The organism is Flectobacillus sp. BAB-3569, from assembly GCF_002270355.1.
Classification (GTDB): Bacteria; Bacteroidota; Bacteroidia; order Cytophagales; family Spirosomataceae; genus Flectobacillus; species Flectobacillus roseus.
Map to the genome: position 1 here is coordinate 81,638 of NZ_NJFZ01000008.1, position 12,857 is coordinate 94,494.

9 protein-coding genes and 1 tRNA gene are annotated in these 12,857 nt (G+C 37.4%); 3 read left to right on the forward strand and 7 right to left on the reverse strand.

Translation table 11 applies throughout. The features are described 5' to 3' along the window. Window positions 1–77: 77 nt before the first annotated feature. The 4 genes from BWI92_RS09080 to BWI92_RS09095 all read right to left on the reverse strand — a co-directional run bounded on the left by BWI92_RS09080 (window position 78) and on the right by BWI92_RS09095 (window position 4,119). Window positions 78–1,367, reverse strand: a complete 1,290-nt coding sequence (locus BWI92_RS09080) for an McrC family protein (RefSeq protein WP_095162237.1) — start codon at window positions 1,365–1,367, stop codon at window positions 78–80. A 22-nt stretch (window positions 1,368–1,389) separates the two neighbouring features. After that, entirely contained in the window at window positions 1,390–3,210 is a 1,821-nt protein-coding gene (locus BWI92_RS09085; RefSeq protein ID WP_095162239.1) for an McrB family protein, read from the reverse strand. Window positions 3,211–3,213: 3 nt separating this feature from the next. Further along, window positions 3,214–3,852 (reverse strand): hypothetical protein, encoded by a 639-nt coding sequence (locus BWI92_RS09090; protein WP_095162240.1) that lies wholly within the window; start codon window positions 3,850–3,852, stop codon window positions 3,214–3,216. 193 nt (window positions 3,853–4,045) lie between these two features. Further along, a tRNA-Asp gene (locus BWI92_RS09095) sits at window positions 4,046–4,119 on the reverse strand. Window positions 4,120–4,224: 105 nt separating this feature from the next. Here BWI92_RS09095 and BWI92_RS09100 point away from each other — a divergent pair. Then, complete coding sequence (locus BWI92_RS09100) at window positions 4,225–4,743, forward strand: DinB family protein (protein ID WP_176464384.1); 519 nt, start codon at window positions 4,225–4,227, stop codon at window positions 4,741–4,743. A 103-nt stretch (window positions 4,744–4,846) separates the two neighbouring features. Here the strand turns inward: BWI92_RS09100 and BWI92_RS09105 are convergent, their stop codons facing one another. Next, window positions 4,847–9,250 carry a translocation/assembly module TamB domain-containing protein gene (locus tag BWI92_RS09105; protein ID WP_176464385.1) on the reverse strand — a complete coding sequence of 1,468 codons (4,404 nt, stop codon included), beginning with the start codon at window positions 9,248–9,250 and terminating at the stop codon, window positions 4,847–4,849. A 328-nt stretch (window positions 9,251–9,578) separates the two neighbouring features. Between BWI92_RS09105 and tsaD the strand changes: the two genes are divergently transcribed. Further along, window positions 9,579–10,577 carry a tRNA (adenosine(37)-N6)-threonylcarbamoyltransferase complex transferase subunit TsaD gene (gene tsaD / locus BWI92_RS09110; RefSeq protein ID WP_095162249.1) on the forward strand — a complete coding sequence of 333 codons (999 nt, stop codon included), beginning with the start codon at window positions 9,579–9,581 and terminating at the stop codon, window positions 10,575–10,577. Between the two features lie 59 nt (window positions 10,578–10,636). Here tsaD and BWI92_RS09115 read toward each other — a convergent pair whose 3' ends face one another. Together BWI92_RS09115 and BWI92_RS09120 are read right to left on the reverse strand one after the other, a co-directional pair. After that, entirely contained in the window at window positions 10,637–11,185 is a 549-nt protein-coding gene (locus tag BWI92_RS09115) for a hypothetical protein (protein WP_095162251.1), read from the reverse strand. Window positions 11,186–11,287: 102 nt separating this feature from the next. Continuing rightward, window positions 11,288–12,040: a DeoR/GlpR family DNA-binding transcription regulator gene (locus tag BWI92_RS09120; RefSeq protein WP_095162253.1), complete on the reverse strand. Its 753-nt coding sequence runs from the start codon at window positions 12,038–12,040 to the stop codon at window positions 11,288–11,290. Between the two features lie 71 nt (window positions 12,041–12,111). Here BWI92_RS09120 and nudK point away from each other — a divergent pair, with 71 nt between their 5' ends. Further along, window positions 12,112–12,684, forward strand: coding sequence for a GDP-mannose pyrophosphatase NudK (nudK, locus tag BWI92_RS09125; protein WP_095162255.1), 573 nt, complete (start codon window positions 12,112–12,114; stop codon window positions 12,682–12,684). The last annotated feature ends 173 nt before the right edge of the window (window positions 12,685–12,857 follow it).

Below are 12,857 nucleotides of genomic sequence, written 5' to 3' on the forward strand. Positions count from 1 at the left end.
TCTATTTCTATTTAGCAAAATTAAAATGTATTTTGATATGTTTAGGGATTTTGTGGAAAGATTAAAATATACTGACTTTAGTCTACACTCAAAATATTCGCTAGTTGAGCATTAATTTGAGCATCATCCACACAAATATCCACATCCACGGCCTTGATTTTAATTTTTCGGGATGGAAAAGCTAAGGTATCTTCAATGGTAAAAGTATCTATAGAGCTATCCAAATTCCATGCTTTGGGGTAAAGTAAAACTAGATTCTCAACACTGCTACGAATGGCATAAGCAACCATTTGATACAAGTCAATTTGAGATACACCTCGCTTTACATCCTGCTTTTGACGGATTTTGTACTTAGTGTCCACAATTACCTTGGGGAAAGATAACACTAGGTCTTGCTTGGTAGCAAACACTGGCTGAGATAGCTCATTGCTCGCCAAGAATCCCATTTTCTGAGAAATAGGGTTACGAAATGGAAAATTCTTTTTAATAAATCCACTCAAAAAATCCTCATAAATTACCTCCATCGGAAGTAATAACGCCATCGTATGTTGGTCGTTTGAATGATGGATACTACTCGATTCCAAAAACATTTTTGCCATAGAGAGTACTAGTCCTAAATCCTGAAAAAGTGGATTGAGCGCTACTTTGTCGCAATCTTGTGCCCGACATTCGGTATCCGTAACTTCATCGAGGATAAACAGTAGTTCATGAAGCGTATGTTGATTGTTAGTATTTTGTGTAATCGAAAGTAACAGCTTAACTACATATTTGACAATACGATTAAACAAATTATCATACAGGAATGGCTCATGTCTGCTCTGAAAATACTGGTGTCGACCAGTGGACAAATTAGATTGAATATATTCCGAAATAGCTAAACCTCCTCTTAGAAAACTTGTTTCCTCCACTACTTCCTGATAGGTATGATAGGGCTGAGTACTTAAAACCTCACGTGCGTGTTGCGCAAATAAATAGATATAAGCTTCCAGCCAATCATCAAATGGCTGTTGTTCTAACGAAATTTCTGAAAAAGGAAATTGTAGGCGATTACTATACGATAACCAATATAAAACCTTCGGAATTATCTCCTCTTTGTGAGGTTGCTGAGCAACAATTTTAGGGTAAATATTGATTCGAAGATCTTGATACTGGATAAAGCCTATATAGTTTTTAGCACGCAATTGATTACCATCAAAATGAAAAATCCTTTCATACTCTTTTGCGCCGCTGGTATCATCTTCTACATTTTCGAAGGATTGGTATTTTAGGCGATTTTTCCAAACCTCACTCAAATAGTTCTTTAAGCCCCCAACGTAGTTATCAGGAATGCAAAAGGTATTGCCAAATTCAAATGTATCTATTCTCATAAAAGTAGTAAAGACTTTGAATTTATGAAGCTACAATCTTAATTTGGAACATGTTTTCTTCAATCCGTAAAGGTAAACCAGATACACTTAAGGCATCCTCAAGCAACTGTTTTACATCGTTTTGAGTAGTTCGGGCATTGTAAAAATACTCCATAAGCAATGGAATAACCTTTTGATTCATTGCTTTAACAAAATCAAAACTACGATCTTGAGGAGGCATAAAGTAGGCATGTCCAATACAAGAATCTATCCCCTTTTTATCTTTGATACGCTGATTTAAGCTATTGAAAAATAATTGATATTCATCCTTAACCTTTGATGCATCGGGGTATAAAGGAATAAATTCAAAGCGTCGGCGGAGGGCAATATCTAGCAAAGCAATAGATTTATCCGCGGTATTCATGGTGCCGATTATGTATAGATTTTTGGGTACAGTAAATTTGGTAAAGCCGTCAGGAAGCAAAACCTCTGTTTCAAAATCATTTCCCCAACGTTTATCTTCTTCCAATAACGTAATAAGCTCTCCAAAAACCCTTGAAATATTGGCACGGTTGATTTCGTCGATGATTAAGACGTAGTTTTTGAGCGGTTGAGCAGGAACTGTCCTTGTTAATCCAGTTGCAATTTCTCTTAGTTTTTCAACTAAGGGATTGTAGTATGTAGATAAACCTGTCAAATACTCTCGTTTATTGAGATATATCTCTTCTATAGTTTGAATACTCAGCGTATGTTCTGAAGTTCCGTTTTGTTTTTTAAACTCTATATTTTTGGGGTTAACTTTAGTAATGGAGAAATTACCACCACGCTTTAAACCTACTTCAACAGGTCTATCGTTCTGTATAAGGTCTGTAATAAAGGTATCAAATACCTCCTGAAAGGTAGGTGTTTCTTGATAATCTACTAGAGTGGCTTGTTGAAGATTCTTCAATGCCCTCTGGCATACTTCAAAGAAAATCCCTTTATGTTCTCTAAAGCCAAGGGAGTCGTCATTGAGGGCAGGTTTGATGCCTGCGATAAAGTCCTCATAGCTATAATTTTGGTGAAAGGTAATCAACTCCACCTGACGGTCATGATTTTTGGCCAATTCTTGTTTGTACCAAGCTCTAGCTAGTGTGTAGTCAATGTCCTCATCCAATGGCAGTTGATGCACAATTTTATAAGCCAAAGCAACCGTCTGATATGTTTTACCAGTCCCAGGAGGTCCGTAGAGGACTTGGTTGAGAGGGTAATGGGGCATATTCTGAGGCGCTTGATTTATGATTCTTTCCGTAGTTACTGATGAATTGAATGGTATGGATACACTGTTTTGAATATTTCTAATGGTACTTGTATGTTCATTAAACCATTCTTGATTGATAAAGAAGTCATTTTCACGCCCCTGTTCTCTGATAAATTGATCAATAGTAGGTTTTTGGTTTTCAAGGAAGCTTGATAGCCAAGTTTGCCAATCTCTGGGATTCTCGAAATGTAATTGATATTTGTTTTCTCGTTCCTGATGAAGCGTTGAGTTTTGTTGAAGACGCTCAACCAATTTGTTATAAAATGGTATATCAGGTATCTGTGCGACATCTCTGTAGGTAATCAGTAGGTAGGCTTTTTGTATGAGAGATTGCCTTAACTGAATAAAAATACCAATCGTACGAGTTTTATTGACGCTATCATTAGGGCTATAAAGTCCGATGAATAGATAATCATCATTTCCATTAAACCAGTAACCATCCTGATAACCTCTCCCATTGGCAATGGATCGTGTACGAGGAGCAAACTTAAAGGTTGGATTCACCTGATGATATTCCATCAAGAAGTCATAAATTTCTTTGTGTAGTTGGGCTATTGGACTCATGGTTTACTTCAAGGTATTATGTTGAGAATCGTAGAAAAAGTTAGTTTCTTGAAAATTATGTTTTTGATAGCTTTGTAAAAAACTCTTCGACACAAAGGTTTCTTTCAATGCTTTGAGAGGAATACAATACAAATCTGCTGGAGAATGCGCTGAGTTTCCAATGCCAATGACAACAAAAACAGGCATTTTATTCTCTTGGGCAAATTTTTGATAGTTTTTAAGCTGATGCTCTTTACACCATTCTACACCCTCCTTAAAATAATCGCTACGATATTTACATTCTACCGCAAATAGTTCTTTTTGCTCTCGTAGCTTAAACTCCATAGTTAAGTCTGGGTAGGAAGTACTTTCTGCATAGTGTCCACTCACAAATTTGTCGCTACGCCATTCTTTTACAGAAAAATAGGTTTTAGAGAATTTCTGCACAACAAATTTTTCAAAAGCTTCTCCTTTTTCTTTTTCCGAATCATCCTTTTTGGGAGCTTCCACTATTTCAGGAGTTGTTGTGGGAGTAGTACTAACAGTAGGAGTGGGTTCTAATTGATTTGACTTTTTAATAAAAATAATCCCAACACTAATCGATATAAAGCCTAGTACTAATAGAATAATTCCAAGGGTCATTTTTTTAGAATTAGATTGCATGGTGTGAAAATTATTTTGTATAAACGCAAAACTACTAACATTTGGTGAAAATTTGGACTCGAATGAATAATAGCTTGAGAACTAATTTATAAACCTTAAAAAGGTTGAAGTTATGAATATTTTATAGAAGAAAGGATTTTTTTGGTTAGAATTAAACACAAAAAAAGCTCAGAAAGAAATTTCTGAGCTTTTGCGGTCTGGACGGGACTCGAACCCGCGACCCCATGCGTGACAGGCATGTATTCTAACCAACTGAACTACCAAACCTTTGTACAATTTTTGCTTTTTGCGATTGCGTTGCTGAATTGTGATGCAAAATTAGTGCTTTTTTTAAGAAGTCAATACTTTTGTGAAAAAAAAGCAAAAAAAAATATGAGACAGGCCGAAAAATCTGAGTATCCTCAGCATAAGTATTTCTCAAGATATATCGAGTATTCTGATAGTCAGGATGTTATCGAGATGCTTACCAAGCAGAAAGAAGAAGTACTTTTTTTGATGAAAAATTTGTCGGCAGAGCAACAAAAATACCGATATGCCGAAGGAAAGTGGTCAATTCAGGAATTATTGGGACATATCACCGACACTGAACGTATTTTTTCTTATCGTTCTGTGTGTATTGCTCGTGGCGAAAAAAAACCTTTGCCAGGCTTTGATGAAAATGAATATATGGAGGCTGCCAATTTCGAATCTCAACCTTTCGAGGACTTATTGGAGCAATATCGCCTAGTTCGTGAGTCGTCGATTGCTCTTTACCGCTCCATGACCGAGGAGGTGGCTTCACGCATGGGAAATGCCAATGGCTTTGCGGTGTCTGCACGTGCTTATGCTTGGGCTATTGCAGGTCACGAAGCCCATCACTTATCAATTATACGTGAGAGATATTTGGGATAGATTTGGATATTGGATTTGGGATTTCGGATATTGGGTGTGGAAGCTGTAAGCAAAACCGCCCTATTTCCGCAATCCCAAATCCCCATTCCGCAATCCTAAAACGCTATTCTGCTGTTTCTTTGACTGGTTTTTTGTATTTGTTGGGGAACAAGTAATTAAAGCTTTTTGAATAAAGGATTGACATTCCTCCTGAGGTGAAGGTCTGATATTGGGTATTTAAAGAGCCCAATATAGAGGTTTGTACATTGCGATTGTAGGTCTTCAAACGCAAACTGCCATCACGCTGAATAAACCATTCCAGCGACCAGTCTCCAATCAATGATAGGGCATTGGTTTGGTTTAATGCGGTAGTAAAACCGCCACTTCGAGTGATTCTAAATCTATCGTTGAAGTTGTATGAAAAACGTAACTGGAGATTATTGATTAAGTCTTGATTCAAGCCACTTCCGTTGAAAGTTAGGTCAACATTGAGGTTTTGATCAATTTTTGAAAATACATTACTCAACTGATTAGAAGCTAATTCCATTAGGTTATTCACCAAATTGACCGAAGCAAAAGCCGCTGCCGAATTAGATACCATTTGTCCTAATAGCAGTACATTACTTACCTGACGGTTGAGCTCTTGTTCGTCGGTACGAATACGGTTTTGGAATGCCGTTACACCTGAATTAAATTCTGGGTTTTGTGGATAATCATGTAATTTCAAATCGAAACTGATAGCTGGTTGTAATAACCTGTCTCGCAACTGAATAATGACATCGACAGGATATCGACGAGTAAATTCTGGACGATTTTTGTAGGTCGATGAGCCAGTTGAAACTGTATCAATAACAGAACCCAAATAGTTGACATTTTGCGTATAGGCTGCTCTAATATCAAGCATGGCTTCATACGGATTGCCAGACCAACTGATGCGACTTCCTCTTTGAATAGAGAATTTTTTATTGATGATATTCTGGAATGTAAAAGTATAATCTCCTCTATCAAGGGCATAGTCACCAGTCATACTAAAGTCGCCTTTGGTATCAATTTTCAAGTTGATTTTACCTGCCCCATAGGCACGCATGATGTCGCCTGTTTGCTTATCAAATTGAACTTCTCCGTAGGCATCAGGCGTAAATTCAAATTTGAAATCCATTCGAATACGACTCGATGTATCTTCTTTTTTCTTCTTCTCGTTCTTAGTATCGTCTGGATTTTTGGCTACTAAAAATTCTATTTCTTCCTGACTTCCAGCATCTTGAGCGTTGTCCAACGGAATATACAATCGAGTCCCTCTATCGCTAATCAAATTGGCGTCAATGATAATATTGTTGAACGGGCCATCTATTGATACCTTGCCACTTGCATAGCCTGTTCCGTAGTAAAGGTTGTTGTCTCTCTTGGTGGTATTTAGTAATTTGAAACGAGATAAATTCAAGTTCAAACCCAGTGAGAAATTGTTGCTACCATCATAATATACCCCGCCTATTAGCGACGCTTTATTACCTTCGTCGTCATAAACTGTCATTTTCTTAGCAAAAATTTCATCGACGTCAAAGTGGATTTTATCCTCGAAGTTCAGGGTGGTTTTTAGATAGTCAAAAAACAAAGAGCCTTTTTTGACATCAATTACACCGTTAAAAATAGGGTGACGAAGGTTGCCTGTAATCTTCAAATCGCCGCTGGCTGTTCCTTTCAAATTAGAGAATACTCCTTTGGTAAATGGCTCCAGAATCTGTAAACTTGTCTGGTTTAGGTTGGCAGTCAAATTGAGAGAATTGGTTTCCTGCATGGGGTCATACGTTCCCTGAAATTTCAAGATATGATTATTCAGACGTTCGAGATCATAGTCCAAACGAACAATATGTGCCTCCTGGTCGTAAATACCAGAACCTTCAAAATTGCCAATCAGAAAATTATCAAGGGTAAGTCCTTCTATTCTCAGTTGCGAGTCAGCATTGATATGTTTATACACTTCTTTGAGTGTCACATCGGCATCGACCGTGCCGCTAACATTCAGTGCTACGACAGGAGCTAAGGTTTCCAAACTAAAGTTTTTGGCCTTAAAATTCATGGCCTCGGTCGAGTCTTCCGATATTTTTCCATCTAAGGCGATATATTGGTCATCATTGGCAATCATGAAGTTTTTAGCGCCCAAATCTTTCCCCACAATGGTTACCAAGTTTTCGGGATTAATCTGCCAACGTTTGTCCAACACTTTAAACTCTGATTTGTTGAATCGTAGTGATATACCTTCCTGCATAAAGCCCAAGGTTCCGTTGAGTGTAGCCTCGTTGGTAGTATTTTGCTGACGAATTTTACTCGTAAAACGAATGCTATTATCATCTCCCCAAGATGCCTCTAAATCAAACTTTTCGGTAGGTTCAAGAATACTGATTTTTTGCTTTTGGGAATTCAATACTACCGAGGCTAATACCGCTGGAGAGTTATAAAACTTAGAAGAATTGAGGTCAATATGACTACCATAGAATTGATAGTTTTTGCCCAAAATCAAGGTGTCAATTTTAGATTCTAAAGAAAAAGTAGAGGTCGAGCCTATGCCAAAAGTACCTTTAAATTGGGTGTTTTTAGAAATCTTACCTTCAGGATATACCAAGGCCATAAAAGGATAGAAGTCCTTCAGTGTCAGCAAATAATCTATTTCATAATTGAGCGGAACGAAATAAGGTTTTTTAGCATAATAGTCATTTCGCTCTTGCTCATTACCCACAAAATAGAGCGAATATTCCTTGACTAATTGCATCAAATCTTGTGTTGCTTTTGAAGGTAAAAACTTTCCTTTGAAGGCAACATCTGCCTGCGGCGACTCTAAAGACCATAGGCGTTCTTGAGGCAATATTTTTGAGGTAAATCTTACCGTATCTACATACAAATTACGCGTATTATACCCCAATACTGTATGATACAACAAAGCTCCGCCTTTCAATTTATCGACATTGATTCCATCAAATTCGACATCCAGATAGGTGGAAATACGCCAATCGTCTTTGGTGAAAAATAGATTTCGTAAATTAGCTTTTGAAAGTTTTCCAAAAAGGTCAACTTGTTCTTTTTGATTTCTTAAATCTACTTTTCCATAAAGGTTAAAAACCAAGTTGGTATCATTCACAATCACCCGACCATCAAAAAGTTGCTTGGCTAGTTTGCCTTTGACATACACATTTTTGTAGTCATATTTATTAAACTGCAAGCTATTGATATCGCCATCAAATTGAAGCTCGGCGTCTTTCCAACTAAAGCCATGACCTTCAATTTTGCCATTGAGCGAGACATTCCCAAGCAAGGTCTCTTCCAACAAAGTTCCTATCTTAAACTCTTGAGCTTTGACTAATCCCGAATAAGTTGATTTAGCAGACTCAGGTTTGAGCACCATGCTCACATCTACGTCTAATTTACCTAACTCTGATTCAAGTAAACCTGTAGTTTTAAACTGGGAAACTGTTCCCACAAAAGTCCCATCAAAGTTGACATAGCCAAACTTCTTAATCGCTTTTACAGGGTCAGGACCAATATAGTTTTGTAAATCTTCTACCTGCACATGCGATTGTTTCATCGCTAATTGCATGTGGGCTTTTGAGATAGATGGTAGCCCTTTAAAGGTAAAATCACCCCGCAATTTTGATTTTTTGCCAAAGTACAAATCAAAATTTTGTAGTTTAAAATCATTAACGATACCATCAAATTTCCCATTCAGATGATAAGCGTCTTTGAATTCATACATATCGTTGACAAACCTCCCCAAATCATCTGAGGTCACAAATGTTGAATCAAAATTGGCTCGCATTCTGACTTTGGAGTTCCAATGCTTGAAGTCTTTTTGAGATTTGAAAGACATCAAAATTTGGTTTTTGACCGTTGAGTTATTCAACTTTAGTAATAGATTATCAAAACGCATTTGCGTATCCGAAATCAAGAAATTGGTCGTTAACTCTTTGATTCTTGTATTTGAAAAACGATCATATCCTTTCAAAGTCGTTTTGAAACTTACTGTATCTCGAATCAGGGTAAAATCATTGAGGTGCGCTTCCAACTCATGAAGCGTAAAGTGATAATGATCGAAAGACTTGCGACTATTCAAATAAGGTTCAGATTCATCATTTAGGGTAAAAATACCATCCTGAATATTTGCCTCTCGAATAATAAAAGGCGAAGGCTTGTGATTTTTGGGTCTAGGTTCTTTGGAGGCTGTAAGTTTGTTGATACGACGAATGAATTCATCAATATTCAAATCGCCTTTTTTATCAATTACCAAAACTACCTTTGGGCGAAACAAACGAACATAATCGAGGACGTTTTGGGTACTATCTTGTACCAAACTTTTTAATTGAAAATCTACATCGAGTTTTTCAATATCAATCATCTGGTAGCCCTGATAATCTTTTACACGTACGCCTTCGAGGGTGGCTTCATCAAAAAAGTGAATTGTTACTTTGTCTAACTCGATAGGATAACCTAAGGCTATCGAAATTTTGGGAGCAAAATATTGTGCAAGTTTCGTTTGCACATAGGAAGTTTTCAATACTGATACCAATAATACAACCAAAATCATGACCCCTACTAAAGCATAAAGGACTGTTTTTGTGGATATTTTGAGTGCATTGAAAATCATTTAACTCGAAACGGTAATCGGGGTTGGGTATGTGTATCAACGGAATATTCCGCAGAATCAAACTAAGAGATAGATTTGGGTGTTATGCTTTTAAAACGAAACAGAAGCAAAAGCCGTATATTAAGTTTAAAGATGTTTACTTGACTTGGTTGCTAAGCTACCTATTTGTCAATGTTAACCAGCTTTAAGAATGATTGGTTATCTTTGTGAAAAATTTTGAAACATGACCATTTTAGCGATAGAATCCTCTTGCGACGACAGTTCAGCAGCCGTTATTATTGATGGCAAACTTCATTCCAATATTGTCGCAAGCCAAGCCATACATCAAAAATGGGGCGGCGTTGTTCCCGAACTTGCCAGCCGTGCCCATCAGCAACATATTGTGCCTGTAGTAGCCGAAGCTTTAGCCACAGCGAAGATAACAAAATCTGACCTAAATGCCATAGCTTTTACACGTGGACCAGGGCTTTTGGGCTCTTTATTAGTGGGTACTTCTTTTGCCAAAGCATTGGCACTCGGTTTGAATATTCCGTTGATTGATGTACACCACATGCAAGCGCACGTTTTGGCACATTTTATTGATGAGCCAAAGCCTCAGTTTCCATTCCTTTGTCTGACCGTTAGCGGTGGTCATACACAAATTGTGTTTGTTCGTTCGGCTCTCGACATGGAAATTATTGGCGAAACCCAAGACGATGCTGTTGGTGAGGCTTTCGACAAAACCGCAAAACTATTGAATTTGCCGTATCCAGGTGGACCACTTATCGATAAGTATGCCAAAGAAGGTAATCCATTACGTTTTGAATTTCCGACTGTCGAAATGCAAGGCTTGAATTATTCTTTCTCTGGAATCAAAACGGCATTTTTGTACTTTTTACAGAAAGAAACTGCCAAGAACCCAAATTTCGTTGAGGAAAACATCAAGGATATTTGTGCTTCGATGCAACATACTTTAATTAAAATTTTGCTTCAAAAACTCAAAAAAGCGGCTAAGCAATATAAAATTAAGGATATTGCCATTGCAGGTGGCGTTTCGGCCAATTCAGGCTTGCGTGCTGAGTTACAGCGACTAGGAGATGAACTGGGTTGGAATGTCTATATTCCTCAATTTCAATACTGTACCGACAACGCTGGGATGATTGCGATGGCAGCGCATTTCAAAGCTGAAAAAGGTGAATTTTGTGGTCAGGATGTAAGTCCAATGCCACGAATGGAATGGTAAAATGTTGTAAAAATGAAGCGTTTTGAGTGAGATATTTTTCGCTCAAAACGCTTTTATTGTTAAGCAAAAAATGCTTTCATGGCTGACCAGAGGGCTTTTTTGCGTGTTACGTCGTCTTTTATTTCTCCTAAAGCATCCGAATACAAAAATCTTACGCCCTGCACTTCTCTAATCTGATAGGGTGTGAGTGGAATTTCTAATTGTATTCTGAATAATGATACGCCAAAAGTAAGTAGTTGTCGAAGTGATTTTTGAGTCAAAATATTCTTTAAACTTGTATCGCCCACTTTTGATAAGTCTAATAAGTCTACTTGGTTGATTTGCAATTGAACTGCTCCCAAGATTTTCCCCAAAAGCTCCATTTCTTCTTGATTGATATTATCGACCAAAATTAATACTTGATTTTTAGGATTATATGGAATAAAGTCTGGCACACTTGCTACAGGAGCAGGTGTTGGCGGAGCTACAGTTTTTTGTACTTTTTCTGGTTGAATCTCTTCAGGTACTTTTACAACAGGAGCAGCAAGGTCTTGTTTATTGGCTGCATCAGCAGGAATTTTGTAAATAATGTCTTCTGAAAAAAGATATTGTAAAAAAGATTTATCCATATGACTCGAGAAAAAGTGATGGGACTAGAGAATGTGGGTATATCTCTAATCAATATACAAATATCGGAATAGCTTTTTAGAAAAGCTCTACTTCTTGAGATACTAACCAATAATTTTCAAGCCTTTTTGCTCATATTGTGCCAATAAAGCCTTATCCGCTGAGGCATCAGTAATCAATACATCGAGCATATCGAAGGAGGCAAATTGTAGATAGGCTTCTTTTTCAAGCTTGGAGGCATCGCATAACAAAATGACTTCTTGGGCGTGCTGGGCAAGGGCTGTTGCAATGCTCGCTTCCTTTTCGGAGGCAGCACTCAAGCCTCTCGCCAATGATATGCCATCGATCCCTAAAAATGCCTTATTGGCCTGATAACGAGCGATATGCTCTAAGGCAATTGTTCCATGAATAGCTTGTCGCTCGGCATCTAGCTCTCCACCGATAAGATTGACAGATACCTCAGTCCCCATTAGCTCATACACAATTGGCAATGAATTAGTGATGACTTTGATGCGTTTATGTTTGATATACTGACACAAACGGGACACCGTACTGCCACAATCTAGAAATATCACATCACCTTCTTGTATTAATTGACTAGCTTTTTGGCAGATATAGTCCTTCTCCGCCATGCGGCTGGTGGACTTGTTGGCAAAACTCGTGGGTGTTTGTACCAAACTCATTTTCATCGCTCCGCCATGTGTGCGATATAAAAGACCTTGCTCAGACAAAGTCGCTAGGTCTCTTCGTACTGTAATCTCAGAAATTTGTAACAAATCGGCTAAGTCTTTGACTTCCACTGAGCCTTTTTCTTCGACCGTTTGTAAAATAAGCTGTTTGCGGAGTTGGTAATTCATGGAAAATTTAGTTGTTTTGAACGATTAATCAAAAATAATCATTTTCAATCAAAAATAATCAAATCGATTTTATGACTTCATCCATCAAAATTATCGACGAAAAGCTTTTGTCTGACAATTGGTACATTTTAAAAAAATACACTTTTGAATATCAGCGCAAAGATGGTAAAATAGAAACACAATCTCGTGAAGTTTATGACCGAGGCAATGGCGCTACCATTCTTTTGTATAATAGTCAGAAAAAAACGGTGATTTTGACCCGACAGTTTAGAATTCCGACCTATGTTAACGGCAACAAAGACGGAATGCTTATTGAAACTTGTGCAGGCTTGCTCGACCAAGATGAACCAGAAACAGCTATCAAGCGAGAAACTGAGGAAGAAACGGGTTATCGTATTTCGGAAGTAGAAAAAGTTTTTGAAGCCTACATGAGTCCTGGTTCGGTAACTGAAATTTTATATTTCTTTATTGCTGAATATTCACAAGAAGACGTTGCAAATGAAGGAGGGGGAGTTGAAGATGAAGAAATTGATGTACTAGAGTTACCTTTTGAGCAAGCAATTAATATGGTGAAAACAGGAGAAATCAAAGACGGAAAAACCATTATGCTGTTGCAGTATTTACAACTACATAAAAATTTCTAAATTTCTAATTGAGTGATTGTTGATTTAGTGATTTGTGATTGAGTGTATGAGTGATTATTGAGAATATGAATTTCATTTTTAGAAACAAAATGGTTTGTATATAAAACATAAATGCTGAATTGTAAGAGGGAAACTGTGAGTGTAAAATTCTGTTTATCAATATTTTACACTCA

What these genes read in the sequence shown, in the direction of transcription:
- BWI92_RS09080 (WP_095162237.1), bottom strand. Translation starts at nt 1,367, where the DNA reads ATGAGAATAGATACATTTGAATTTGGCAATACCTTTTGCATTCCTGAT.
- BWI92_RS09085 (WP_095162239.1), bottom strand. Translation starts at nt 3,210, where the DNA reads ATGAGTCCAATAGCCCAACTACACAAAGAAATTTATGACTTCTTGATG.
- BWI92_RS09090 (WP_095162240.1), bottom strand. Translation starts at nt 3,852, where the DNA reads ATGCAATCTAATTCTAAAAAAATGACCCTTGGAATTATTCTATTAGTA.
- BWI92_RS09100 (WP_176464384.1), top strand. Translation starts at nt 4,225, where the DNA reads ATGAGACAGGCCGAAAAATCTGAGTATCCTCAGCATAAGTATTTCTCA.
- tsaD (WP_095162249.1), top strand. Translation starts at nt 9,579, where the DNA reads ATGACCATTTTAGCGATAGAATCCTCTTGCGACGACAGTTCAGCAGCC.
- BWI92_RS09115 (WP_095162251.1), bottom strand. Translation starts at nt 11,185, where the DNA reads ATGGATAAATCTTTTTTACAATATCTTTTTTCAGAAGACATTATTTAC.
- BWI92_RS09120 (WP_095162253.1), bottom strand. Translation starts at nt 12,040, where the DNA reads ATGAATTACCAACTCCGCAAACAGCTTATTTTACAAACGGTCGAAGAA.
- nudK (WP_095162255.1), top strand. Translation starts at nt 12,112, where the DNA reads ATGACTTCATCCATCAAAATTATCGACGAAAAGCTTTTGTCTGACAAT.